This is a genomic window from Streptomyces sp. NPDC033221, assembly GCF_055577005.1.
Genome location: NZ_JBVIQN010000020.1, coordinates 64,169 through 87,304, shown reverse-complemented (window position 1 = coordinate 87,304; position 23,136 = coordinate 64,169). Strand labels below are relative to the sequence as shown.

Below are 23,136 nucleotides of genomic sequence, written 5' to 3'. Positions count from 1 at the left end.
CCAGGACGCCCCGTACGACGCGGAGCCCACCCCCGGCACGCCACGAGGACAACTGCCGTCCCACACTCACCCGTACGGCTGGGCCAGGCGCCGCAGCAGCCCGTCGAGCAGCCCGCCACCGGCAGGCCGCGCCGTGTGCCGCGCGGCCTGCGCCCGGCCCCGCGCCGACAGACACCAGGCCAGCAGCCGGTCCAACTCGGCCGCGCACACCTGCTCGCAGCGCAGGACGCCGGGCCAGCCCAGCGCCGCCGCCTGGGCACTCACCTTCGCGCCGCCCCCGACGGGATCCACGGCGAGCGCCGGGATGCCCGCCCGCAGCGCCAGGACCATGCCGTGCAGCCGGGTGGTCACCACGACGTCCAGCCGGGCCAGTACGGCGTGCAGTTCGTCCGGTGTCGCGGGCAGCCGCCAGTCCCGCGAGTCGAGACGGGTGTCCATCGGCAGGCGCGCCGCTTCGACACCGCCCAGCCAGTCCGCCAGGACGTCGCCGACCTCGGTGTGCCGGCGGCGGGCGCCGTACTCGTGCTGCCCGCCGGTCAGCACGACGCCGACGAGCGGCAGACCGGACGGCGCCGGACCCCACAGGCTCAGGTCCCGCGCCCCCGACGGCTGCCCGGCGGCATCGCGGGCCAGTACGTCGTCGAAGCGGGTCACCGCCGGGTCGTCCGGATCGGGTACGGACACGCCGACGGCGACGCGGCGGCAGCCCGCGAACCGGTCGTGCAGCGCGAGCAGCGGACTCGGCCCGCCGTCCGGCGGCGGGCGGGAGTGCACCGGGCCGCAGGCGAAGACGAGGTCCGTGTAGCGGGCGGGGTCGGCGCCGTCCAGCTGCAGCCTGCCCGGCCGGAACACCGGCGACCAGGCCGTGTCGAATGCGAGCCCGGCGCCGCCCAGCGCGTCCTGGACCGCCTCCGCCGCGAGCAGGTCGCCCGCCGTCACCTCGCCGTGCAGGAAGCTGAACCAGCCGGTGAGCAGGACCCGGGGCGGACGGCCGCCGTACGCCCTCACGAAACCGGCGCGGCGACCGGCCGCTCCGGCCTCCGCTCCGGCCTCCGGACCGGCTCGGGCAGCCGCGCCACGGCCATCAGCACCTCGGCCGCGGTGATGCGCAGCAGCCGCCCGTCCGGCTGCTCACCGTGCGCGTCCCCGGGGCGGGCCCGGTCCAGCTGGTCCGGGTGCCACAGCACCCGGTGCCGGGGCACCCGCGGCGGGCCCCACAGCCGGGGCGCGACCGGACCGAAGAGCACGACGGACGGCGTCCCGAGGGCGCTGGCGAGATGCGCGAGCCCGGTGTCACCCACGATCACCGCGCGGGCCCGGGCGACCAGCGCCGCCAGCGTCGCGAACGGCACGTCCGCCTCGCCGCCCAGAACGGCCGACGGCGGCAGCCCGGCCTGCGCGGCGACCTGCCGGGCGAGCGGCCCCTCGCCGGCGCCCGCGGTGACCACGACCCGGCGCCCCGCGCGGTGCAGGGCGTGCGCCACCGCGGCGAACCGTTCCGGCGGCCAGCGGCGCGCCCCGGCATCCGCGCCCGGGTGCACCACGACGGCACCGGGCGCGGGCGAAAGCTCCGCCGGCGCCCCGATCCGCAGGTCGTCCGGGTCCGCCGGAATGCCGTACCAGGTCAGCAGGCGGCACCAGCGGCTGCGCTCGTGCTCGTCCTCGCGCCAGACCGGGCCCGCCACCCGCGGCGTGGCCGGATGCGCGTACGCGAACAGCCGGGCCGGGCGCAGCGCCAGCAGCGGCAGGTGGCTGGCGGGCCCGCTGCCGTGCAGATCCACGGCGACGGCCGGCGGCGGCCCGGACCAGTCGATCGCGTGCGGCACGTTGCGGGCGGGCGCCGCCGCGGGCAGCAGCCGGTCGACCACGCCCGTCGCCGCGGCGGCCGCGGCGAGACGGCGGGGCGCCGCCAGCACCAGTTCATGCTGCGGATGAGCCGTGCGCAGGGCGCGCAGGGCAGGCACCGCCGTCAGCAGGTCCCCGAGGCCGAGTGCCCTGAGCACCAGGATGCGGGGCCGTCCGGCGGGAAGCAGTGGGTCGCGCGGGCTGGGGCGGGCCGGGGTCATACGGGGCCTCCTAGACGTTCTGCGAGCCCCGCGGGCGCCGGGCCCCCGGCGCGGGGCGGTACGGGGGCGGCGCGGGCCCGCCTGCGCGGTACGCACCGCTGCACACCAATGTGCGGGGGGCGCGGGCGGGCCGCGACCGGGAAAGCCCACAGTCGGCTACGGAGAGTGACTGATGCTTGCGCACTTGCGTGGGCCCGGCATGCGCGCCGGCCGGACACCTTGCCGCCTCCCTGGCCTCCCCCGCGTCCCCGGCCTCGCCGAGCCGCCCCTGTGAGCAACCCCACCCACCCCCTGGAACCCTTGCGGCACACGGGATCCAGGGGGTTCGCGCAGGTCCACGGCGCAGCCGGCTCCCGGCGGGGTGTTCCCCCGGCCGGGAGCCGTCTGTGAAGATGTGACATTGCTGCGCCTGAAAGGGTCCGTCGCCACGGACCGGGAGAGGCCGGCACTCCGACCGAATCGGCGCCCACGCCGCGCACGCAGACGTGCCCCCGTGCCCGCCGAGCCGCTCTCCGAGCCTGCTGGGCTCTTCACGAAGTTTCTGCCGCTGTGTCTTCTGCGTCTTCTTCCGTCCGTTCCGCTGCCCGTATCCCGGCGCAGGCGGACTCCCACGAAACGATTCCCGCACCGGAAACCCCCGAAACAGTAGAAACCGAGAAAAATACGCGCCGGCGGGCCGGCGGCTTCCGGTACCTCCTGGGCCGCAAGGCCAAGGGCGACGGCGGCGACCACGCGCCGTGGCGCTCCCTGCGGTACCGCAGCATGCGCTGGTGGTCGGTGGCCAACCTGGTCTCCAACGCGGGCACCTGGATGCAGCTCACCGTGCAGAACCTGCTGGTGCTGCAGCTCACCGGGTCCGCGGCGGCCACCGGCCTGTCACTGTCCGTGCAGGCCGGTCCCGGGCTGGTCATGGGCCTGTTCGGCGGCGCCGCCGTCGACCGCTGGCCGCGCAAGCTCACCGCCGGGCTGAGCCAGGCCGTACTGGGCCTGGTCGCCTTCACGACCGCGGCCCTGGTCGCGACCGGCCAGCTCAACTACGGGCTGCTGATGGTGCTGGCCGCCGTCACCGGCCTGATCGCCACGATCGACGGCCCCGCCACCGCCCTGCTCGGCAACGACCTCGTCCGCCGGGAGGACGTGCCCTCCGCCATCGCGGTCGGCTCGCTGGTGCACAGCGTGGGACGCCTCGGCGGTACGGGGCTGGCCGGTGTCGCCGTCGGCTTCCTGGGCACCGGCGCCGCCTACGCGGCCAACGGCGTGTCCTTCCTGTTCGTCGCGGCCGTCATTCCCTTCCTGCGGCCGGTCGGCGAGGCGTTGCGCGCTCCGGCCAAGTCCTCGCAGGCCACCGAGAAGGCCGTGGAGGCCGTGGGGGCGCCGGAGGAGGAGATCGGTGACCGGGCCCGGGACGGGCTGGCGTTCTTCATGCGCCGGCCGCGCCTGGTCGCGCTGGCCGCCATCACCGGGCTGAGCGCGATCTTCGGCCGTAACTACCAGCTGACCCTGGCCGTCCTGGTCACTGGTCCGCTGGCGGCGGGCGCCGGAGCGTTCGGCACCGTCTCCTCGGTCCTGGCGGCGGGCGGCATCGTCGGCGCGATCCTCGCCGCCCGGCTGCGCAACCCCTCGGTCAAGCTGGTCGGCGCGCTGGCCGCGGCCGGTGCGCTGCTCCAGGTCTTCGCCGGGCTGTCGCCGTCGCTGATCGTCCTGCTCGTGCTGGTGCTGCCGATGTCGGTGGTCGAGTCGGTCTCCGACACGGCCGGTACGACGGTGCTCCAGACGGACCCGCCAGCGAACATGCGGGGCCGGGTGCTGGGCGTGTGGCGCAGTGCGAGCACGGCGTGGGGCCTGGTGGCGCCGCCGCTGCTCGGCCTGCTGATGGAGGCGGTCGGCGCCCGGGGCGCCCTGGTGGCCGGCGGTCTGATCATCGCCGTGGCGATCGGCGCGGGCGCCTTGCTGCGCTCCCGTGAGCGGATCACCTGGCTGACGCGGTCTCCCGCCCCGGCCGTGGCGGCGAACTACCGATCCGTGGCCTGAGCGCCGCTCCGGGGGCCGGCGGGAGGTGTGTCCCGCCGGCCCCCGGAGGCTTTCACCGGTCCCGCGGGGCACCGCTCGCCGGGTAGCGCGCGCCCTTGAGCGCCTTCTCCCGTGCGGGGGCACCCCGCCTCCCCGCCGCACCACGCCGTCCACCAGCCCTCTTGCCGCCGACTGGACAGTTCCCCGGGGTTTGCCGCGATCCCGGCGGGTACCCGCGTGCCTCGCCGGACAGTAAGCGGCGAGGAGGATCCCCCGGTGAGTCAGAAGAACATCTTTGTGATCGGCCTGGAGGCGGCCAACCTGCCCGCCCTGAACGACGTCCCCGACGCGGACCGGTACCGCTTCCACCCGCTGCTCACCATCAAGGAACTCCAGGTCGGCGAGGTGTCCGTACCCGGCCTCCTGGAGAAGGCCCAGCAGGTACTGGACTCCTTCGACGGCAGCATCGACGCCATCGTCGGCTACTGGGACTTCCCGGTGAGCACCCTCGTACCGATCCTGAGCGAGCGCTACGGCACCCGCAGCACCACCCTCGAATCGGTCGTCAAGTGCGAGCACAAGTACTGGAGCCGGCTGGAGCAGGAGAAGGCAGTCGACACCCACCCGCGCTTCGGCCGGGTCGACCTCCACGCGGACCCTCCGAGCCCGCCCGAGGGCGTCGGTTTCCCCATGTGGCTCAAGCCCGCCCTCGCGTACTCCTCGGAACTGGCCTTCGGCGTCAAGGACGAGGCGGAGTTCCGCGCCGCCGTCGACAAGATCCGCGGGGGCATCGGCCGCGTCGGCGAGCCCTTCGAGTACATCCTCGACCGCCTCGACCTCCCCCAGGAGATGGCGGGCGTCGGCGGCCGGGTCTGCCTCGCGGAGGAGGCGCTCTCCGGCATCCAGGTCGCCGTCGAGGGGTACGCGCACGACGGCGAGGTCACGGTCTACGGCGTCCTGGACTCCATCGACTACCCCAGCAGCTCGTCCTTCCTGCGCCACCAGTACCCCTCGACGCTCCCCGAGGCCGTGCTGCAGCGGCTGCGCGACACCTCCCGCCGCGTCATGCGGCAGATCGGCATGCGGGAGGCGACGTTCAGCATCGAGTTCTTCTACGACCCGCACACCGACGTGATCAACGTGCTGGAGGTCAACCCCCGGCACTCCCAGTCGCACGCCGAACTCTTCCAGTACGTCGACGGCGCCCCCAACCACCACGCCATGCTGCGCCTCGCCCTCGGCGAGGACCCGGCCATGCCGCACCGCGAGGGCCGCTACAAGACGGCCGCCAAGTGGTACTACCGCTGGTTCGCCGACGGCGTCGCCTGCAAGGTGCCCTCCCAGGAGGAGATCGAGCGCATCGAGCGCGGGATCCCGGGCACGCGGATCCACGTGATTCCCGAGCCGGGCCAGCACCTGTCGGACATGGAGCAGCAGGACAGCTACAGCTTCGAACTGGCCCATGTCGTCACCGGGGGCGACAGTGAAGAGGAGCTGCGCGAGAAGTACGACCACTGCGTGGCGGCCCTGAACCTGGCCTTCGAGAAGGCCGCACCCGCCGACGGGGACGGCTGAACCGGTCCGCCCGGCCGCGCCGACCGCACGACAGCAAGGAGAAGGTCGCCCCATGCGTTTCGTCAGCAATCTGCCCTGCGCGACGACGGAGGAGGACCATGTCACCATCCCCGTCTCCGACGGCACCCGCCTGTCGGCGCGCATCTGGCGCCCCACGGCGTCCGACGAGGAACCGGTTCCGGCGGTACTGGAGTACATCCCGTACCGCAAAGGGGACCTGACCGCCGTACGCGACTCGATCCACCACCCCTACATCGCCGGCCACGGCTACGCCTGCGTCCGCGTCGACCTGCGCGGCACCGGCGAGTCGGAGGGCGTCCTGGAGGACGAGTACCTGGAACAGGAGCAGACCGACGCCGAGGACATCCTCGCCTGGCTGGCCGACCAGCCCTGGTGCGACGGCAACACCGGCATGATGGGCCTGTCCTGGGGCGCCTTCGCGGCCCTCCAGGTCGCCGCCCGGCAGCCCGAGAGCCTGCGCGCCATCGTCATCGCGTCCTTCACCGACGACCGGTACGCCGACGACATGCACTACATGGGCGGCCAGCTGCTCTCCGACAACCTCGCCGAGGCGGGCACCATGCTCGCCTACGCCACCTGCCCGCCCGACCCGGCCGTGGTCGGCGGCCGATGGCGCGAGATGTGGCGGGAACGGCTGGAGAACACCCGGCCGTGGGCCCTGAACTGGCTGGCTCACCAGCGCCGCGACGCGTACTGGCGGCACGCCTCGGTCTGCGAGGACTACAGCTCCGTACGCTGCCCGGTCCTCGCCTCCAGCGGCTGGGCCGACGGTTACTCCAACGCCGTGACGCGGCTGCTGGGCAACCTCGACGTACCGCGCAAGGGCCTGATCGGCCCCTGGTCGCACAAGTTCCCCCACCTGGGCGAACCCGGGCCCGCCATCGGCTACCTCCAGGAAGTCGTGCGCTGGTGGGACCACTGGCTCAAGGGCGCCGACAACGGCGTCATGGACGGCCCGATGCTCAGCGCGTGGATGCAGGACAGCGTGCCCCCTTCCACCTCCTACGAGACCCGGCCGGGACGCTGGGTCGGCGAGCCGGACTGGCCCTCGCCGCACATCCGCTCCGTCGCCCGCCCGCTCTTCCGGCACCGCATCGGCGCCGACGGCGAGGAGTGCGGTGACCGGGGCTGCGGTGTGCTGACCGTGCAGTCGCCGCTGTCCGTCGGCCAGTTCGCCGGCAAGTGGGCGTCCTACAACGCGCCGCCGGACCTGCCGTACGACCAGCGCGAGGAGGACGGCGGCTCGCTGGTCTTCGACAGCGACCGGCTCACCGAACGCGTCGAGATCCTCGGCTCACCCACCGTCGAACTGGACCTGTCGGTCAGCGAACCGGTCGCCATGGTCGCCGCCCGCCTCACCGACGTGGCCCCCGACGGCCGGGCCACCCGCGTCACCTACGGCGTGCTCAACCTCGCCCACCACGAGACGGTCGGCGAACCGCAGCCCCTGGAGCCCGGACAGCGCTACCGTGCCATCATCCAGCTCAACGGTGTCGCCCAGGCCTTCCCGCCCGGCCACCGCATCCGGCTGTCGCTGTCCACCTCGTACTGGCCGCTGGCCTGGCCGCCGCCCCGGCCCGCCATGCTCACCGTCCACGAGGGCACCAGCACCCTGACCCTGCCGGTGCGGCCCACCACCGAACCGGACCGGCTGCCCCCGCGCCCGTTCGGCGAACCGGAGGGCACCTGCCCGCTCGCCACCACCCAGCTCACCCCGCCGGAGGAACGCTGGGACGTCAAGCGCGACCTGGTCGGCTACACCTCCGAGCTGGAGATCGTCAAGGACCGCGGGCTGGCACGCCTGGAGGACACCGGCATGGAGGTCGGCCGGCGCGCCTACGAGCGGTACACCACCGTCGCCGACGACTTCACCTCGGCCGCCGGAGAGACCCTCTGGACCATGCGCTTCCGGCGCGGCGACTGGGACGTACGGGTGGTCACCCACCAGAAACTGCGGTGCTCCGAAAAGGAGTTCATCATCGACGCCACCCTGGACGGCTACGAGAACGACCGCCGCGTCTTCTCCCGCACCTGGAACGAGACACTGCCGCGCGACTGCCTGTGAGAGAGGTTACGGTCGGCCCGTGCGCCTGCTGCTGACGTCCGACACCCACCTACCCAAACGCGCCAAGGCCCTGCCGCCGGAGCTGCTGGAACAGGTGGCGCGCGCCGACGTGGTCGTGCACGCCGGGGACTGGGTGGACACCGCCACCCTGGACCTGCTGGAGGACCGCTCCCGCAGGCTCCTCGGCGTGTACGGCAACAACGACGGCCCGGACCTCCGCGCCCGCCTGCCGGAAGTGGCGTACGCCGAACTCGGCGGTCTGCGCTGGGGCGTGGTCCACGAGACCGGCCAGAAGCTGGGCCGCGAACGCCGCTGCGCCGCCCAGTACCCGGACCTGGACGTCCTCGTCTTCGGCCACAGCCACATCCCGTGGGACACCACAACGGAGGACGGCCGCCTGCGCCTGCTCAACCCGGGCTCGCCGACTGATCGACGACGGCAGCCGTATTGCACGTACATGACGGCGGCGGTGGGGGAGGGGCGGTTCACGGAGGTGGAGTTGCATCGCTTGCCGCCGCGCCGATGACATCGTGCGACGGCGACAACGTATGCGCCGCAGCCGCCGCGCCCCTGAGCTCCGACGGATTTCCGGGCCACGGTAGCTCCCGGATCATGGCGTTGTAGTTCGGGGCGTCCTCCCACGGATGTGAGACGCCGACCATGCGATACCCCCATGCCGCGTATGCGGCCTGGGCCGGGGCCGCTTCCGGCTCGGGCCGGACGGTCAGGGTGACCCGTTCGGCGTCGAGGCCGTCCAGGGGCTCGGCGTGCAGGCCGGCGGCGATGCCTCGGCGCCGCCACGCCCTCCGGGCGGCCAGCTCGATGATCACATACGTGCGGTGGCCATCCTCCCGCGTGAAGACTTCGGGCAGAGTTTCCCGAAGGTTCTGCCACCAGCGTGTGTCGGCGGCCAGAAGGTACCCGAAGGTGAACCCCACCACCTCGCCCTCGTCGTGGGCGAGTACCAGTCGCATCCCCGGGCGCCGCACCTGCACCTGGTAGTGCTCGATGAAATCCCGCACGTCCCGTGGCGTCTCGCAGTACGGCGGCTCCGCGTACACCTCCTCGTACGCGGCGAGGAGGACGTCGAGCTGCTGTGCGGCATCTCGGCCCTCGTACCGGTGGAACGTCGGCATCATGCCGCTCCCCTCGCATGGACGTACCCGGATAGTTGATCCGCTGCGTCACGGGCGCAGGCGGCGTCCACCGCGCCCAAGATCCCGGCCACCTCTTTCACACGCCGCAGTACCCGGCCCGACTCGACCTCTGTGAGATGGTCCAGGCTTTCGACAGCCTGCGCCGCGCTCTCATCGGTTTCACCGGATTTGGCCAGGCCGCGGCTGAGCGTGAGCCGGTACAGTGCGCGGTTGCGGCCGTAGATGCGGTCCTGATGCGCGAGTGCGGCACGGAGAAACCCGACCGCGGCGTGGTGGTGGCCGGTCTCCGAGTACAGCAGCCCTTGCGCGTAGTCCAGTTCGGCTTGCCCGTGGAAAGCCGCCCACTCCGGGGCCGGGCGATCGCGGCTGCCTCGCTCGATCAGCCGCATCGACTCGGCAAGCCGCCGGCCGGCCGCCCTGCCATCCCTCATGAGGGAGAGGGCGCGGGCTTCGCGGACGGCGGGGAGGGACTGGAGCACCGGCGAGCCCAACGGCTTCGCCCGCTCCTGCGCGGCTCGGGCCAAGTCGTACCCGTCCCGCGGTCGGCCCTCATGGCTGGCCTGCATGCTCAGGGACGCCAGCACGAGGATTCCGAGGCTGGGATCCCGGAGCATGGTGGCTTGCGTCAGGGCCTCGCCCCAGTAGCGGCGGGCGGTGTCCTGGTCGTCGGCGTCGTAGTAGAGCCACGCGCGTCCAGGTGGTAGAGGGACCGCAGCCCTTCGGTGAGTTCGAGCAGATGGGAGGTTCCGATAGCGCCTTGCTGTCCGGCGACGGGCGTCCGTGACATGGGTGGCAGCTTCGCGGCAGCGGTGACGCTTATGGAATCAGTGATGAACGCCCGTCGGTCCACGCCCGAATCCTCCTGTGCCGACAACGCTGCTCTTCCTACGGTGGTACCAGGTGGGGGCCCGGGGAAACCCAACTTGCTGGGGTCTACACCGAACATGGCGTGCAGCACGCGCCAGGCGTGCAAGCGAGGTGCCGGCGGCGCCGGCTGTCGCCAGCGACGGAACTGCCGGTCCGTGACCGTGACGGGCTCGTGCAGAAGATGCGCGGCCCTTGCGAACGCCGGCAGAAAATCGGCAGGTTTCTGCCACCCGCGCGCCATGCACGCGTACTCGAAGGGCGTCGGGTCCATGCTGCACCTCCGGTGAGCCGGTCGTGCACCGACCGTAGCGCCGCAGGCACGCACAGGAAGACCGGTCGCCCCGGAAAGTCCGGCCACCACGGAAAGTCCGGGTGAACGTCCGGGCGGAGGTCCGGCCGCCCGAATGCCCCTGCAGTTGGCTTGCAGCGAGAGAGCAATCGAGGGGAGCGCGGAGCGTGCGAAGCACAAGACGGACTCAGGCAACGCGCATGGTCACCTCTCGTGCCGAACGGTGGCTCGCGGCAGGGCACTGGCTCCTCGCCGCAGCACCGGACGTCCGGCAGGCGCGGCACGAGTGGTCGACGTCCGGCCTGGCGCTCCTGCGCTGCGGCAGTCTCTTCGCCGCTATCCGCTTGCCGGCCGCACTCGTGCACGACGCAGTCGGCAGGGACGAGCAGGATCATCAGGGCGTCGCGATATCCCTCACCGAGGCTCTGGCGGGCGGCCCGGTGTTCTTCGACGCACGGTCGCGTCGCTACTTCGCTCTCACGCCCGCGAGCACTGCCCGCAGTTGGCGCCTGCCGGAAGCCGAATGCCTTGGGACGAACGCCTTCCTGGGCGTGCCCGCTGCGCACCTCACCGAACCCACACTCCACTGCGGCGCGTACTGGTCTGTTCCCCTCGACGGCCCGGGGCTGCTGTGCTCACCCGAAGCCGTGACGCGTCTGGTCACCGCTGGCCGACAGGCCGCGGCTCAACAGCAGAACGAGGACGGCCATGTCTGAAGCGCGCGCGCTCACCACCCTCTCGGCTCCCGAGGTGCCGACGTACTCCAGGTCCCTTCCGCGCACGCCGGAGTCGGCAGCCGTGGCGCGCCGCCTGGTGCGCAACGCACTGGACATCTGGCATCTGACCGATCTCGCCGAGAACGCGACTCTCGTCGTATCCGAACTGATCGCCAACGCCGTCCGCCATGCCCGCGGCTCCTGCATCCGCGTCACGGTGTCCCGCGCCGCACAACGCCGCGTACTGGTTGCCGTCACGGACAAGGACCGAGGCCACCCGTACCGCAAAACCGTCACCTCCGACAGTCCGGGCGGGCGGGGCTTGCAGCTTGTGGAGGCAATGTCGGACGGCTGGGGCGTTGACGTAATGCGGTGAGGAAACGGGTGTGGGCCGAGGTGGCGGAAGACGATTCATTCGGGAGCGGCATGAACTCCCCCAGCACTACCGATCCTGGGGCGGCTGCGGACCCGCGACCGTGACCGCCTGCTTCTGTACCGCGGGGTACCCGGCCATGCCCCCTGACAACGGTGCTCGGTGGCGGCCCCGCCGGTCACGCCACCAACGCCGGGGTCTCCCGCCCCAGCGCCCCCTCGTACCGCCGCACCAGCAGCCGCGCCACCTCCGGCGCCGGCCCCAGCACATCGGCCAGCACATCGGCGCCCGCCTCCTCGGCGCCGTGTGCGATGCGGTCCGGGAGGCGGCCGGGGGCGAGGACGTACGGCGCCACCGCCACCCGTTCGGCGCCCTCGGCCCGCAGGGCCCGTACGGCGTCGGCCGTGCGGGGGAGGGAAGCGGAGGCGAACGCAGGCCGCACGGAGTACCAACCGGTGGTACGCCGCCACTCCCGCGCGATTTCAGCGATCACTGCGATCGCCTCCGGGTCGGAGGAGCCCGCCGAGGCCAGGACGACCCCGGTCGAGCGCCGGTCGCCGGGCCGCAGCCCGGCTTCGTACAGCCGCCGTTCCAGGGCGGCGGTGAGCAGGGGAGAGGGGCCGAGGACATCGGCTTGGTGCACCGTGAGGCGGGGCAGCCGTGCGCCGGCCTCCCGCAGCACGGCCGGGATGTCCGTCTTGGCGTGGAAGGCGCGGGTGAGCAGCAGCGGCAGGGCCACCACCTCCCGTACGCCGTCCGCCGCCAGCCGCTCCAGTGCCCGTGGCACGCCCGGCGCGTTGAAGTCGAGGAAGGCCACCTCGACGCGCAGGCCGGGCCGCTGCGCCCGGACTCGCGCGCGGAGCGCGGTGACGGTCGCGGCGTGCCGGGGATCGCGGCTGCCGTGGGCGATGACGAGGAGGGCCGGTCGTGCGTCCATGGGTCAGCTCTTCACCAGCAGGCCGCGGCTGCGCAGCACCCGGCGTTCGAGCGGCGCGAAGATCAGCAGTTCGATGCCGATGCCGACGATGAGGATGAGGAGGATGGCGGAGAGCACCCAGGACATGTCCTGGAGTTCGCGGCCCTGTTCGAGGAGCTGGCCGAGGCCGGTGCCCAGGTCGGCGGCGTTGACGATGAGTTCGGCGGCCATCAGCGAGCGCCAGGAGAAGGCCCAGCCCTGCTTGAGTCCGGCGAGGTAGCCGGGCAGCGCGGCGGGCAGCAGGACGTGCCGTACGCCGGTCAGGCCGCGCGCGCCGATCGTCCGGCCGGCGCGGAGGTAGAGGGGGGAGATCTGGTCGACGCCGGCGACCAGGCCGTTGGCGATGGAGGGGACGGCGCCGAGCAGGACGACCGTGTAGATCGTGGCGTCGCTCAAGCCGAACCAGATGATCGCGGCGGGCACCCAGGCCACCGACGGCAGCGACTGGAGGCCGCTGAGGATGGGGCCGATCGCGGCGCGTACCGGTTTGACCCGGGCGACGATCAGACCCAGCGGCGTGCCGATCGCCACCGAGGCCAGGAAGCCGAGCGCGCCGCGTGACACGCTCGTCCACACGTAGTCGAGCAGGGTCCCTTCGAGCCACTTGTCCTGGAGCGACCGGGCCACGTCGACCGGGCTGGGCAGCAGGTAGTGGTCCTTCAGCTCGAAGTGGTAGGCGAGCTGCCACAGGCCGAGGACGAGGGCGACGGCGACGATCGGCGGCACGGCCTTGGAGACCAGCGTCCGCAGCCAGGGCTGGCGGTCGGAGACCGTGGTGTCCAGGGCGTCCAGGCCGGCTTCCAGCCCGGCGAGGTCGCCGGAGGCGCCGTCCGGCTTCGCGGCTGCGGGCGCCTCGGCGGTGGCGGTCCCGTCGGCCGTGTCGGCGGTGCCGGTCTCAGTGCTGGCCATGGCGGCGGATCTCCCCACGGAGCTGTTCGGTGATCTCTACGGAAAGGTCGGCGACCGCCGCGTCCTCGATGCGCCGCGGGTGCGGGATGGCCACGGTCCACTCGCGGGCGATCCGGCCGGGCCGGGAGGACAGCAGCACCACCCGCTCGGCGAGCCGCACCGCTTCCCGGACGTTGTGGGTGACGAACAGGACGGACAGGCCGCCGCTGCCGGAGGCGTTGTCATTGGCGTCCCGCCAGATGCGGGTCAGCTCGTCGTGCAGCACGTCCCGCGTGATGGCGTCGAGCGCCGCGAACGGCTCGTCCATGAGGAGGAGCTGACTGTCCTGGGCGAGCGCGCGGGCCATCGCGACGCGTTGCCGCATACCGCCGGACAGCTCGTGCACCCGCTTGCCGTACGCGCCCTTGAGCCGTACGAGCTCCAGCAGCCGCTCGGCCTCGTCCCGGCGCTCGGCGCGCGGCACCCCGCGCAGCCGCAGTGCCAGTTCGATGTTGCGGCCCGCGGTGAGCCACGGGAACAGCGCGTGCTCCTGGAACATCAGGGCAGGGCGGCCGCCGGGTGTCTCGATGCTGCCCGCCGAGGGCCCGTCGAGTCCGGCGACGAGGTTGAGCAGCGTCGACTTGCCGCAGCCCGACGCCCCCAGCAGGCACACGAATTCGCCCGGTGCGACATCGATGCTGATGTCGTCCAGCACGTGCTGCTGCGCGCCGGGGCGGCCGAACGACTTCGAGACATGGTCGATGCGAGCGGCGTAGGCAGCGGCGGCGCCCGGGTCCGCCGTGGCGGACGGCCGGCTGCCGGGCTTGCTGAGCGTGGTGGTCGTCATCGGTGTCACCTCCTGGGAGTGCGGTGCGGCGGGACTATTCGCTGCCGAGTCCGGCGTCGTCGACCGCCGGCTTGCCCTCGGCCTTGAGCACCTTGTTGAGCAGCGTGAGGTCGTAGATGCCCTTGAGCGCGGGCTTCTTCAGCAGGCCGGCCCGGACCGCGTGGTCCGCCTCCTGCCGGAGGGTGGCGGCCAGCGGGTCGTCGGTGACGTCGGTGTTGCGGAACGCCGGGTCGATGACGTCGGGCGGCAGCGCCTTGCCGGCCGTGGCGGCCAGCTTGTCGTTGAGTGCCTGCTTGGCCTCGGCCGGGTGGGTCCTGATGTACGTGTTGGTCCGCACCGAGCCGCGCAGCACCGCCTCGACGGCCTTCGGGTGCTCCTTGAGGAACTTCTGCGAGACGATCACGTTCGTGATGACGAACTTGCCGTCCTTCCACAGCTTCTTCTCGTCCAGCAGCACCTTGCCGCCCTCGGCGACCAGCTTGGAGGCGGTTGGCTCCGGCACCCACGCGGCGTCGATGCTGCCCTGCCGGAAGGCGACCGGGGCGACCTTGTTCTCGGTGCGCTGGACGGTCACGTCGCCCTTGCCGGTGGTGGCGTCGACCTGGTAGCCCTTCTCGGCCAGGTAGTTGAGGAGCGCCACGTCCTGGGTGTTGCCCAGCTGCGGGGTGGCGATCGTCTTGCCCTTGAGGTCGTCCAGGCTCTTGATCTTCTTGGGGTCGACGACGAGCGAGACGCCGCCGGACGCCGAACCCGAGATGATCTTCAGGCTCTTGCCCTGGGAGGTGGTCCAGCCGTTGATGGCGGGGGACGGGCCGATCCAGCCGATGTCGATGGCGCCGGAGTTCAGCGCCTCGATCTCCGCCGGGCCCGCGTTGAACACCGACGGCGCGAACTTCGTACCGCCCAGCTCCTTCTGGAAGAAGCCCTTCTGGTCGCCGACCAGCGCGGTCGCGTGCGTGGTGTTGGCGAAGTAGCCGACCTTGACCCGGTCGAGCCCGTCGGTCTTCGGGCCCTTCGCCGCGACCGCGCCCGGCCCGTCCTGCTTGGCGCGGGAGCCGTATCCGCACGCGCCCAGTGCGCCGGTCAGCAGGGGGACGACGGCGAGGGCCGCCAGGAGGCGGTGGCGTACGGCAGGCACGGGAGGGGTCCTCTCGGAGGGCCGGGCGGCGAGCGCCTACGGCGGGCCCGGCAGAGCGGTGGATCTTCGGAAGGGGGGCGTGGGGGATACGTGGCGGTACGTCATCGGCACACACATCGCCCGACGCCGCCCTGGCCGCTGCCCAGGGCGCCACTGCCGATCCGGCCGCCTTCCTTCGCAAACGTCGAGAAGGCGTCCGCGAAGGTCGTGACGGCGTCGAGGGGCAGGGGAGCGCTCATGTCAGAAGTCCCATTCCGCGTCGTCGTCCGCGGCGGCCGCCGCGGCCTCGGCCGCCTCGGCGAACGCGGACCCGGCCATCCCCGCGGTCAGCGTGGTGCCGTCCGCCGGGTCGATGAGCAGGAACGATCCGGTACGCCGGGAGTCGGCGTACGGGTCCAGCGCCAGCGGCTCGGCGGTGCGCAGGACGACCCGCCCGATGTCGTTGGCGGCCAGCTCGCCGGGCGCCGGGTGCTGGGAGAGGTCGTCGAGCGTCAGCCGGGACGGGATGTCCTTGACGATCGCCTTGACCGTACGGGTGGTGTGCTTGAGCAGCACCCGCTGGCCGGTCTTCAGCGGCCGGTCGGCGACGTGGCAGACGGTCGCCTCGACGTCCTGCGTGGTGGCCGGCGGGGTGGCGGCCGGGGCGATCAGGTCGCCGCGGGAGATGTCCAGGTCGTCGGCGAGCCGTACGGTCACCGACTGCGGCGCCCAGGCCACGTCCACCGCCTGGCCCAGCACGTCCAGCGCCTCGACGGTGCTCGTACGGCCCGACGGCAGCACGGTCACCGCGTCGCCGACGCGCAGCACACCGGAGGCGATCTGCCCCGCGTAGCCGCGGTAGTCGGGCAGGTCGGGGGTCTGCGGGCGGATGACGTACTGCACCGGGAAGCGCGCCGGGTCCTCGGACGGGTCGGCCACGACCGGCACGGTCTCCAGGTGCTCCAGCACGGTCGGGCCGCCGTACCAGTCCATGTTCGTGGACGGGCTCACGACGTTGTCGCCCGCCAGCGCCGAGATCGGGATCGCGGTGATCTCCGGTACGCCCAGTGAGGCGGCGTACGTGGTGAACTCCTCGGCGATCGCGGCGAAGACCGGCTCCGCGTAGTCCACCAGGTCCATCTTGTTGACGGCCAGGACGACGTGCGGGACGCGCAGCAGCGCGGCGACGGCGGCGTGCCGACGGGTCTGCTCGACGACGCCGTTGCGGGCGTCGACCAGCACCACGGCCAGCTCGGCGGTGGAGGCGCCGGTGACCATGTTGCGGGTGTACTGCACATGCCCCGGGGTGTCGGCGAGGATGAACCGCCGCCGGGGCGTGGCGAAGTAGCGGTACGCGACATCGATGGTGATGCCCTGCTCCCGCTCGGCGCGCAGCCCGTCGGTCAGCAGAGCCAGGTCCGGGGCCTCCTGGCCGCGGCCCAGCGACGCCCGCTCGACGGCTTCGAGCTGGTCGGCCAGCACCGACTTCGAATCGTGCAGCAACCGCCCGACCAGGGTGGACTTGCCGTCGTCCACCGAACCGGCGGTGGCGAAGCGCAGCAGCGAGGTGGCCGCCGTACCGGTCGCATCGACCGGGTCGACCGGATCGACAATCGTGCTCATGATTAGAAATACCCCTCGCGCTTACGGTCCTCCATGGCGGCCTCCGACAGCTTGTCGTCGGCCCGGGTGGCGCCCCGCTCGGTGAGCCGGGAGGCGGCGATCTCCGCGATGACGGCCTCGATGGTGACCGCGTCGGAGTCGACGGCGCCGGTGCAGGACATGTCACCGACGGTGCGGTAGCGCACCCGCCGCGTCTCGGTCCGCTCGCCGTCCTTGGGGCCGCCCCACTCGCCCGGGGCCAGCCACATGCCGCTGCGGGCGAAGACCTCGCGCTCGTGCGCGTAGTAGATGGCGGGCAGTTCGATCTTCTCGCGGGCGATGTACTGCCACACGTCCAGCTCGGTCCAGTTCGACAGCGGGAAGACCCGGACGTGCTCGCCGGGGGAGTGCCGGCCGTTGTAGAGCTGCCACAGCTCGGGGCGCTGGCGGCGCGGGTCCCAGCCGCCGAACTCGTCGCGCAGCGAGAACACCCGCTCCTTGGCGCGGGCCTTCTCCTCGTCCCGGCGCCCGCCGCCGAACACCGCGTCGAAACGGTTCGACTCGATGGCGTGCAGCAGCGGAACGGTCTGCAGCGGGTTGCGGGTGCCGTCCGGGCGCTCGCGCAGTTCGCCGCGGTCGATGAAGTCCTGTACGGAGGCGACGTGCAGCCGCAGCCCGTGCCGGGCCACCGTGCGGTCGCGGTACTCCAGCACCTCGGGGAAGTTGTGGCCGGTGTCGACGTGCAGCAGCGCGAACGGCACCGGTGCGGGCGCGAACGCCTTCAGCGCCAGGTGCAGCATCAGGATCGAGTCCTTGCCGCCGGAGAAGAGGATCACCGGCCGCTCGAACTCGCCCGCCACCTCGCGGAAGATGTGCACCGCCTCGGACTCCAGCGCGTCCAGGTGGCTCAGCGCGTACGGGTTGTCGGCGTCTCCGGCGTTTCGGGCGCTCTCGCTCACGGCAGTGGCGGTCGTCATGCCAGTCCCCTCTCGGTGAGCAGCGCGTACAGCGCCGCCGCGGACTCCTGCACGGTCTGGGTGTGCGACGCGATGCGCAGGTCGGGCGCCTCGGGCGCCTCGTACGGGTCGTCGACGCCGGTCAGCCCGGAGAGCTCACCGGCCGCCTGCTTCGCGTACAGGCCCTTCACGTCCCGCTCGGAGCACACCTCGACGGGCGTGGCCACATGCACCTCCAGGTACGGCGTGCCCTCGCGCTGATGGCGCTTGCGCACCGCCTCCCGCGAGTCCGCGTACGGCGCGATCACCGGCACCAGCGCCTTGACGCCGTTGCTCGCCAGCAGCTCGGCGACGAAGCCGATGCGCTGGACGTTGGTGTCCCGGTCCGCCCGGCTGAACCCGAGCCCCGCCGAGAGGAACTCGCGGATCTCGTCGCCGTCCAGCACCTCGACGCGGTGGCCCTCACCCCGCAGCCGCTCCGCCAGCGCGTACGCGATCGTGGTCTTGCCGGCGCTGGGCAGTCCGGTCAGCCACACCGTGGCGCCCGTCATCTTTCGCTCCCGAAGGTCCTGGGTCGTCCTGTCGTCCGGCGCCTGACGGCCGGACATCGTGGAGCCGCTCATCCGTGCAGCCCGCATTCGGTCTTGTTGCTGCCGGCCCAGCGGCCGGCCCGCGCGTCCTCGCCCGCCTGCACCCGGCGGGTGCAGGGCGCGCAGCCCACCGAGGCGTAACCGTCGAGCAGCAGCGGGTTGGTGAGCACGCCGTGCTCGGTGACGTACGCGTCCACGTCCTGCTGTGTCCAGCGCGCTATCGGCGAGACCTTCACCTTGCGGCGCCGTGCGTCCCAGCCCACGACCGGGGTGCCGGCGCGGGTCGGCGACTCGTCGCGGCGCAGTCCGGTCGCCCAGGCGTCGTACCCGGCCAGGCCCTCTTCGAGGGGCTGGACCTTGCGCAGCGCGCAGCACAGGTCGGGGTCGCGGTCGTGCAGCTTCGGCCCGTGCTCGGCGTCCTGCTCGGCCACCGTCCGCCGCGGGGTGAGGGTGATGACGTTGACGTCCATCACCTCGGCCACCGCGTCCCGGGTGCCGAGGGTCTCGGGGAAGTGGTAGCCGGTGTCGAGGAAGACCACGTCGACGCCGGGGAAGGCGCGCGACGCCAGGTGGGCGACGACCGCGTCCTCCATGGAAGAGGTGACGCAGAAGCGCTTGCCGAAGGTGCCGGCGGCCCAGGTGAGGATCTCCAGCGGGGAGGCGTCCTCCAGGTCGCGGCCCGCCCGCTCGGCGAGCGCGGCCAGTTCGGTCTCCGTACGGTGCTGAGTCGTCGTCATATGCTGCTGCCCCCTTGGCGGTTGTCGTGCTGCCCGGCCGGGGCGGTGACACCCTTGGCCAGCAGTCCGAGGAACGAGAGCCGGAACGCGCGGTTGCACGCCCCGCATTCCCACGAGCCGTGCCCCTCCTCGGAGGGGCGCAGGTCCTCGTCCCCGCAGTACGGGCAGTAGAACGGCGCGGCCCGCCCGCTCACTTCAACGCACCCTCTTCGGCGCGGGCGGCCCAGGTGGCGAACCGCTCGCCGTCCTCGCGCTGCTCCTGGAACCTGGTCAGCACCCGCTCGACGTAGTCGGGCAGTTCGTCGGCCGTGACCTTCAGGCCGCGGACCTTGCGGCCGAAGCCCGCCTGGAGGCCGAGCGCGCCGCCCAGGTGCACCTGGTAGCCCTCGACCTGGTTGCCGTCGGCGTCCAGCATCAGCTGGCCCTTGAGGCCGATGTCCGCGGTCTGGATGCGGGCGCAGGCGTTCGGGCAGCCGTTGATGTTGATGCTGACCGGCTCCTCGAAGTCCGGCATCCGGCGCTCCAGTTCGTCGATGAGCGAGGCGCCGCGCGCCTTGGTCTCGACGATCGCCAGCTTGCAGAACTCGATGCCGGTGCAGGCCATCGTGCCGCGCCGGAAGGGCGACGGCCGGACCTGGAAGTCCAGTGCCTCCAGCCCCGCGATCAGCGGCTCGACCTGGTCCTCGGTCACGTCGAGGATGATCATCTTCTGCTCGACGGTGGTGTTCAGCCGGTCCGAGCCGTGCGCCGCGGCCAGTTCGGCGATCTTGACGAGGGTGGCGCCGTCCACCCGGCCGACGCGCGGCGCGAAGCCCACGTAGAACCGGCCGTCCTTCTGGCGGTGCACACCCACGTGGTCGCGCCAGCGCGAGCTGGGCTCGGCGGGCGCCGGGCCGTCGGCCAGCTTCCGCTTCAGGTACTCGTTCTCCAGCACCTCACGGAACTTCTCCGGGCCCCAGTCCGCCATCAGGAACTTCAGCCGGGCGCGGTTGCGCAGCCGTCGGTAGCCGTAGTCCCGGAAGATCCCCACGACGCCGGCCCACGCCTCGGGTACGTCCGCCAACGGCACCCACGCGCCGAGGCGTTCGCCGAGCCGCGGATTGGTGGACAGGCCGCCGCCCACCCACAGGTCGAAGCCGGGCCCGTACTCGGGGTGCTCGACGCCCACGAACGCGACGTCGTTGATCTCGTGGACCACGTCCTGCACCGGCGAGCCGGAGACCGCCGTCTTGAACTTCCGCGGCAGGTTGGAGAATTCCTTGCTGCCGATGAAGCGCCGCTCGATCTCCGCGATCGCGGACGAACCGTCGATGATCTCGTCGGCCGCGATGCCGGCGACCGGCGAGCCGATGATGACACGCGGGCAGTCGCCGCACGCCTCGGTCGTCGACAGCCCGACGGACTCCAGCTTCTCCCAGATCGCCGGGACGTCCTCGATGCGGATCCAGTGCAGCTGGATGTTCTGCCGGTCGGTGATGTCGGCGGTGCCGCGCGCGTACTCCTGGGAGACCTCACCGATGGCCCGCAGCTGCGCGACGCTCAGCCGTCCGCCGTCGACCCGGACCCGCAGCATGAAGTGCTTGTCGTCCAGCTCCTCCGGCTCCAGGACCGCGGTCTTGCCGCCGTCGATGCCGGGCTTGCGCTGGGTGTACAGGCCCCACCAGCGCATCCGGCCGCGCAGGTCGCTGGGGTCGATCGAGTCGAAACCGCGCTTGGCGTAGATCGTCTCAATGCGTGTCCGCACATTGAGACCGTCGTCGTCCTTCTTGAACTGCTCGTTGCCGTTCAGCGGGGTGAAGTGGCCCACGGCCCACTGGCCCTCACCGCGGTGGCGTCCGGCCTTGCGGCGGGTCGTGGCGGAACCGGTTCGTTCGGGGGTGGCGGCCATGGCGGTATGTCCTTCTGGGCGGCTCGGTGAGGGCGGGGGCGGGCAGCGGAAACTCCACCGTGACCTGCGAAGACGCACCTCGGCGCGGAATGGCGCGAGGTACTGGGCGCAAGGGGTCCGGGGCAGGTCGGATCAGGGGTGCCCGCGCGTCCGCAACGGTGGGGACGGCGACAAAGATGACGTTGCTGAGACTGTCAGCCCGCCGGACAGATGGCGCTGGACATGCGGCCGAGGTCGACGTGCCGCCGACTCACCAAGGCAATTCCAGCTGTAGACATGACGGAAGCGTGTCATGGCGCTCTTGAGCCAGTCCACCACTATCCGGAATATGGACAAGAGTGTCCCGCTCATTGAGACGATGTGATGCCGGCCACGCTTGCGGAAGGACGGGTCTTTGCGCCCCCGCCCTCCCCTTTCCCGGCGGGAAGCCGGGCCTCCGCTCAGGCGCCCGGCCAGGCGCCCGGAGCGGGCGCCTCCGGCTCCTCGGTCACCTCGGTCGCGCACACTCGGAAACCGCGCCGCCGGTAGTTGTCCAGCGCATGCGGACCGTCCTGGCTGCACGTGTGCACCCACACCCGCCGGGTCTTCGCCTGCTCCGGCCACCGCTCGGCCAGGTCCCAGGCGCGCGCGGTCCCGTACGCCAGCAGGTGCCCCCCTATGCGGCGGCCGCGGAACGCCGGCAGCAGCCCGAAATAGCTGATTTCCACGACCCCTTCGGGCTGCGCGTCCAGCTCGATGTACCCGGCCGGCGTCCCCCGCTCGTACGCCACCCAGGTCTCCACACCGGGCCGTTCCAGGAACTCCCGCCACCGTGCGGACGACCACCCCAGCCGGTCCGTCCACGCGATGTCCCCACCCACGGACGCGTACAGGAACCGGCTGAATTCAGGCGACGCCACCTCCGCACGGACGATCTCCACCCGCTGCTCCGCCGGGGGAGCAGCGGCCGGGGCGAGGTCGCCGTGGGCGGTCTGTTCGAGGTGCCAGGTGGTTACGGTGATGGTCATGGGGGCAGCACATCACAGCCCTGACGAGGGGATGGAGGACGGGCCATGGGATGGGTCGAGGAGCTCTGGCGCGCCGGGGACATGCCGGGTCGCGACGGGCTGTACCGTCCGGACGACATCGGCTCGGAACTGCATGTCGAAGGCCCGGGGGCGTACCACCGTGATGCCGGGCAGCCGATTCCGTTCCATGTCGGAGGGCCGTTGGACGTGGCCCGTGCCATCGAGGAGTACGGCTTCGACCAGGCCGACACCTGTTTCGAGAGCCCCCTGCCGGACGGAACGGGGTGGCTGTCCGGTGGTGGCGGCGGGATGGGCAACATCGGCCACCTCGCCCGTCTCGACGCCGGCCGCTCGCTGCGGTGGGTCGCCGTGATGTTCCACTCCAACCCGTTCGTCGGGGGGGCGTTACGAGGGCACGAACGCCGTGTTCACCAACGACTGGGGAAACCGGCTGGCGCTGGACCTCGGGAATCCCGCTCTCGGCTGACCGTGCCCGCGTCCGGGCCGCACGGGAAGCGCCCGCGCGGCCCGGACGGATCACCGCACCGCGTCCGCGATGCGGTGCACCTGGTCCGGGTCGGTGGCCCAGCAGTAGAGCATCACCTCGTCGGCGCCGATGGCGCGGAAGACGGACACCGCGTCGCGGATGCCGCGTGCCGTGGTGAGCAGCCCGTTCACCACGTGATCGGTGTACTCGAACGGGCCGTAGTACGCGCGCACCTCGCGCCGGGCCTCATCGAGGACGGACTCCGGGCCGAGCGCCACGTTCACCTGGGCCACCAGCCGCGGGCGGCCGGGCCGCCCCGCCTCGTCCCAGGCCTTCTCCACATCGCGGAACAGCCCGTCCATCATCGCCGGGGGCAGTGCCGCGCCGAGGAAGCCGTCGCCCCAGCGGGCGACCCGCCGGACCACGGCCGGCACGAAACCGCCGAAGAGGACCTCCGGGCCGCCGGCGCGGGCCGGCGCGGGACCGATCGGGCCGGCCTCCTCGCCGTACGGCTCACCGGACCAGGCGGCCCGCAGCCGGGACAGCTGGCCGTCCAGCCGGCGGCCGCGGGTATGAATGTCCACGCCCGCCGCCGTGTAGTCGTCCGCGCGCCCGCCCAGCCCGATGCCGAGCGTGAACCGTGCGCCGGAGAGCACGTCGAGGGTGGCCGCCTGCTTGGCGAGCAGCGCGGTGCGGTGCAGCGGCGCGAGCAGCACCTCGGTCTGCAGCCGTACGCGGGAGGTGGCACCGGCCAGCGCGGCCAGGGTGATCAGTGGTTCGGGGTTGCCGTACGCCAGCCGGTCGAGCAGCGCGATGCTGCGGAACGGGGCGGCGTCGGCGCGCCGGGCCCAGGTCAGCAGGGATGCGGGGTCGCCGATGGGCAGGCCGAGGCCGATGGACAT

24 protein-coding genes are annotated in these 23,136 nt (G+C 72.3%); 6 read left to right on the top strand and 18 right to left on the bottom strand.

Annotation, left to right across the window (positions count from 1 at the left end):
* Nucleotides 1–66: 66 nt before the first annotated feature.
* Both ACZ53K_RS25020 and ACZ53K_RS25015 read right to left on the bottom strand, forming a co-directional pair.
* Entirely contained in the window at nt 67–1,008 is a 942-nt protein-coding gene (locus ACZ53K_RS25020) for a polysaccharide pyruvyl transferase family protein (RefSeq protein WP_468840574.1), read from the bottom strand.
* Entirely contained in the window at nt 1,005–2,066 is a 1,062-nt protein-coding gene (locus tag ACZ53K_RS25015; protein WP_468840572.1) for a glycosyltransferase family 9 protein, read from the bottom strand. Before ACZ53K_RS25015 ends, ACZ53K_RS25020 begins: the two co-directional genes overlap by 4 nt.
* A gap of 762 nt (nt 2,067–2,828) precedes the next feature.
* Here ACZ53K_RS25015 and ACZ53K_RS25010 point away from each other — a divergent pair.
* From ACZ53K_RS25010 to ACZ53K_RS24995, 4 genes are all read left to right on the top strand, one after another.
* Nucleotides 2,829–4,097, top strand: coding sequence for an MFS transporter (locus ACZ53K_RS25010; protein ID WP_468840699.1), 1,269 nt, complete (start codon nt 2,829–2,831; stop codon nt 4,095–4,097).
* 255 nt (nt 4,098–4,352) lie between these two features.
* Nucleotides 4,353–5,651: an ATP-grasp domain-containing protein gene (locus ACZ53K_RS25005; RefSeq protein WP_468840570.1), complete on the top strand. Its 1,299-nt coding sequence runs from the start codon at nt 4,353–4,355 to the stop codon at nt 5,649–5,651.
* Nucleotides 5,652–5,703: 52 nt separating this feature from the next.
* Nucleotides 5,704–7,737 carry a CocE/NonD family hydrolase gene (locus ACZ53K_RS25000; protein ID WP_468840568.1) on the top strand — a complete coding sequence of 678 codons (2,034 nt, stop codon included), beginning with the start codon at nt 5,704–5,706 and terminating at the stop codon, nt 7,735–7,737.
* A gap of 19 nt (nt 7,738–7,756) precedes the next feature.
* Nucleotides 7,757–8,263: a metallophosphoesterase family protein gene (locus ACZ53K_RS24995; protein ID WP_468840566.1), complete on the top strand. Its 507-nt coding sequence runs from the start codon at nt 7,757–7,759 to the stop codon at nt 8,261–8,263.
* On the opposite strand, the gene ACZ53K_RS24990 is transcribed toward ACZ53K_RS24995, so the two are convergent.
* Nucleotides 8,223–8,876 (bottom strand): GNAT family N-acetyltransferase, encoded by a 654-nt coding sequence (locus tag ACZ53K_RS24990; protein ID WP_468840564.1) that lies wholly within the window; start codon nt 8,874–8,876, stop codon nt 8,223–8,225. The two genes, ACZ53K_RS24995 and ACZ53K_RS24990, sit on opposite strands and share 41 nt — an antisense overlap.
* The gene (locus tag ACZ53K_RS24985) at nt 8,873–9,478 is read right to left on the bottom strand and encodes a hypothetical protein (protein WP_468840562.1); all 606 of its coding nucleotides are present in this window, start codon (nt 9,476–9,478) and stop codon (nt 8,873–8,875) included. The genes ACZ53K_RS24990 and ACZ53K_RS24985 overlap by 4 nt, the downstream gene beginning before the upstream one ends.
* A 772-nt stretch (nt 9,479–10,250) precedes the next feature.
* On the opposite strand from ACZ53K_RS24985, the gene ACZ53K_RS24980 reads away from it, so the two are divergent.
* Together ACZ53K_RS24980 and ACZ53K_RS24975 are read left to right on the top strand one after the other, a co-directional pair.
* Complete coding sequence (locus ACZ53K_RS24980; RefSeq protein ID WP_468840560.1) at nt 10,251–10,766, top strand: hypothetical protein; 516 nt, start codon at nt 10,251–10,253, stop codon at nt 10,764–10,766.
* On the top strand, nt 10,759–11,142 hold the full coding sequence (locus ACZ53K_RS24975) for an ATP-binding protein (RefSeq protein ID WP_468840558.1): 384 nt from the start codon (nt 10,759–10,761) through the stop codon (nt 11,140–11,142). The genes ACZ53K_RS24980 and ACZ53K_RS24975 overlap by 8 nt, the downstream gene beginning before the upstream one ends.
* A 175-nt stretch (nt 11,143–11,317) precedes the next feature.
* Here the strand turns inward: ACZ53K_RS24975 and ACZ53K_RS24970 are convergent, their stop codons facing one another.
* From ACZ53K_RS24970 to ACZ53K_RS24905, 14 genes are all read right to left on the bottom strand, one after another.
* Nucleotides 11,318–12,076, bottom strand: coding sequence for a sirohydrochlorin chelatase (locus ACZ53K_RS24970; RefSeq protein ID WP_468840556.1), 759 nt, complete (start codon nt 12,074–12,076; stop codon nt 11,318–11,320).
* Nucleotides 12,077–12,079: 3 nt separating this feature from the next.
* The gene (locus ACZ53K_RS24965) at nt 12,080–13,024 is read right to left on the bottom strand and encodes an ABC transporter permease (RefSeq protein WP_468840554.1); all 945 of its coding nucleotides are present in this window, start codon (nt 13,022–13,024) and stop codon (nt 12,080–12,082) included.
* On the bottom strand, nt 13,011–13,850 hold the full coding sequence (locus ACZ53K_RS24960) for an ABC transporter ATP-binding protein (RefSeq protein ID WP_468840552.1): 840 nt from the start codon (nt 13,848–13,850) through the stop codon (nt 13,011–13,013). The genes ACZ53K_RS24965 and ACZ53K_RS24960 overlap by 14 nt, the downstream gene beginning before the upstream one ends.
* A 34-nt stretch (nt 13,851–13,884) precedes the next feature.
* Entirely contained in the window at nt 13,885–14,988 is a 1,104-nt protein-coding gene (locus tag ACZ53K_RS24955) for an aliphatic sulfonate ABC transporter substrate-binding protein (protein ID WP_468840550.1), read from the bottom strand.
* 101 nt (nt 14,989–15,089) lie between these two features.
* Nucleotides 15,090–15,227: a hypothetical protein gene (locus ACZ53K_RS24950; protein WP_468840715.1), complete on the bottom strand. Its 138-nt coding sequence runs from the start codon at nt 15,225–15,227 to the stop codon at nt 15,090–15,092.
* A 1-nt stretch (nt 15,228) separates the two neighbouring features.
* Nucleotides 15,229–16,590, bottom strand: coding sequence for a sulfate adenylyltransferase subunit 1 (locus ACZ53K_RS24945; protein WP_468840548.1), 1,362 nt, complete (start codon nt 16,588–16,590; stop codon nt 15,229–15,231).
* Nucleotides 16,591–16,592: 2 nt separating this feature from the next.
* Complete coding sequence (gene cysD / locus ACZ53K_RS24940; protein ID WP_468840546.1) at nt 16,593–17,546, bottom strand: sulfate adenylyltransferase subunit CysD; 954 nt, start codon at nt 17,544–17,546, stop codon at nt 16,593–16,595.
* Nucleotides 17,543–18,076, bottom strand: a complete 534-nt coding sequence (cysC, locus tag ACZ53K_RS24935; RefSeq protein ID WP_468840544.1) for an adenylyl-sulfate kinase — start codon at nt 18,074–18,076, stop codon at nt 17,543–17,545. Before cysC ends, cysD begins: the two co-directional genes overlap by 4 nt.
* A gap of 68 nt (nt 18,077–18,144) precedes the next feature.
* A complete protein-coding gene (locus tag ACZ53K_RS24930) occupies nt 18,145–18,852 on the bottom strand; it encodes a phosphoadenylyl-sulfate reductase (protein ID WP_468840542.1) in 708 nt (235 codons plus the stop codon).
* Nucleotides 18,849–19,046, bottom strand: coding sequence for a hypothetical protein (locus tag ACZ53K_RS24925; RefSeq protein ID WP_468840540.1), 198 nt, complete (start codon nt 19,044–19,046; stop codon nt 18,849–18,851). Before ACZ53K_RS24925 ends, ACZ53K_RS24930 begins: the two co-directional genes overlap by 4 nt.
* On the bottom strand, nt 19,043–20,740 hold the full coding sequence (locus ACZ53K_RS24920; protein ID WP_468840539.1) for a nitrite/sulfite reductase: 1,698 nt from the start codon (nt 20,738–20,740) through the stop codon (nt 19,043–19,045). The genes ACZ53K_RS24925 and ACZ53K_RS24920 overlap by 4 nt, the downstream gene beginning before the upstream one ends.
* 194 nt (nt 20,741–20,934) lie before the next feature.
* Complete coding sequence (locus tag ACZ53K_RS24915; protein WP_312024626.1) at nt 20,935–21,018, bottom strand: putative leader peptide; 84 nt, start codon at nt 21,016–21,018, stop codon at nt 20,935–20,937.
* A 162-nt stretch (nt 21,019–21,180) separates the two neighbouring features.
* Nucleotides 21,181–21,747, bottom strand: a complete 567-nt coding sequence (locus ACZ53K_RS24910; protein WP_468840536.1) for a GNAT family N-acetyltransferase — start codon at nt 21,745–21,747, stop codon at nt 21,181–21,183.
* 537 nt (nt 21,748–22,284) lie between these two features.
* Nucleotides 22,285–23,136, bottom strand: a complete 852-nt coding sequence (locus tag ACZ53K_RS24905) for an LLM class flavin-dependent oxidoreductase (protein WP_468840534.1) — start codon at nt 23,134–23,136, stop codon at nt 22,285–22,287.

What these genes read in the sequence shown, in the direction of transcription:
- ACZ53K_RS24920 (WP_468840539.1), bottom strand. Translation starts at nt 20,740, where the DNA reads ATGGCCGCCACCCCCGAACGAACCGGTTCCGCCACGACCCGCCGCAAG.
- ACZ53K_RS24980 (WP_468840560.1), top strand. Translation starts at nt 10,251, where the DNA reads ATGGTCACCTCTCGTGCCGAACGGTGGCTCGCGGCAGGGCACTGGCTC.
- ACZ53K_RS25010 (WP_468840699.1), top strand. Translation starts at nt 2,829, where the DNA reads ATGCGCTGGTGGTCGGTGGCCAACCTGGTCTCCAACGCGGGCACCTGG.
- ACZ53K_RS24965 (WP_468840554.1), bottom strand. Translation starts at nt 13,024, where the DNA reads ATGGCCAGCACTGAGACCGGCACCGCCGACACGGCCGACGGGACCGCC.
- ACZ53K_RS24990 (WP_468840564.1), bottom strand. Translation starts at nt 8,876, where the DNA reads ATGATGCCGACGTTCCACCGGTACGAGGGCCGAGATGCCGCACAGCAG.
- cysC (WP_468840544.1), bottom strand. Translation starts at nt 18,076, where the DNA reads ATGACGGGCGCCACGGTGTGGCTGACCGGACTGCCCAGCGCCGGCAAG.
- cysD (WP_468840546.1), bottom strand. Translation starts at nt 17,546, where the DNA reads ATGACGACCGCCACTGCCGTGAGCGAGAGCGCCCGAAACGCCGGAGAC.
- ACZ53K_RS24975 (WP_468840558.1), top strand. Translation starts at nt 10,759, where the DNA reads ATGTCTGAAGCGCGCGCGCTCACCACCCTCTCGGCTCCCGAGGTGCCG.
- ACZ53K_RS24905 (WP_468840534.1), bottom strand. Translation starts at nt 23,136, where the DNA reads ATGTCCATCGGCCTCGGCCTGCCCATCGGCGACCCCGCATCCCTGCTG.
- ACZ53K_RS24910 (WP_468840536.1), bottom strand. Translation starts at nt 21,747, where the DNA reads ATGACCATCACCGTAACCACCTGGCACCTCGAACAGACCGCCCACGGC.
- ACZ53K_RS24930 (WP_468840542.1), bottom strand. Translation starts at nt 18,852, where the DNA reads ATGACGACGACTCAGCACCGTACGGAGACCGAACTGGCCGCGCTCGCC.
- ACZ53K_RS24960 (WP_468840552.1), bottom strand. Translation starts at nt 13,850, where the DNA reads ATGACGACCACCACGCTCAGCAAGCCCGGCAGCCGGCCGTCCGCCACG.
- ACZ53K_RS24950 (WP_468840715.1), bottom strand. Translation starts at nt 15,227, where the DNA reads ATGAGCGCTCCCCTGCCCCTCGACGCCGTCACGACCTTCGCGGACGCC.
- ACZ53K_RS24945 (WP_468840548.1), bottom strand. Translation starts at nt 16,590, where the DNA reads ATGAGCACGATTGTCGATCCGGTCGACCCGGTCGATGCGACCGGTACG.
- ACZ53K_RS24915 (WP_312024626.1), bottom strand. Translation starts at nt 21,018, where the DNA reads ATGTCTACAGCTGGAATTGCCTTGGTGAGTCGGCGGCACGTCGACCTC.
- ACZ53K_RS25015 (WP_468840572.1), bottom strand. Translation starts at nt 2,066, where the DNA reads ATGACCCCGGCCCGCCCCAGCCCGCGCGACCCACTGCTTCCCGCCGGA.
- ACZ53K_RS25000 (WP_468840568.1), top strand. Translation starts at nt 5,704, where the DNA reads ATGCGTTTCGTCAGCAATCTGCCCTGCGCGACGACGGAGGAGGACCAT.
- ACZ53K_RS24970 (WP_468840556.1), bottom strand. Translation starts at nt 12,076, where the DNA reads ATGGACGCACGACCGGCCCTCCTCGTCATCGCCCACGGCAGCCGCGAT.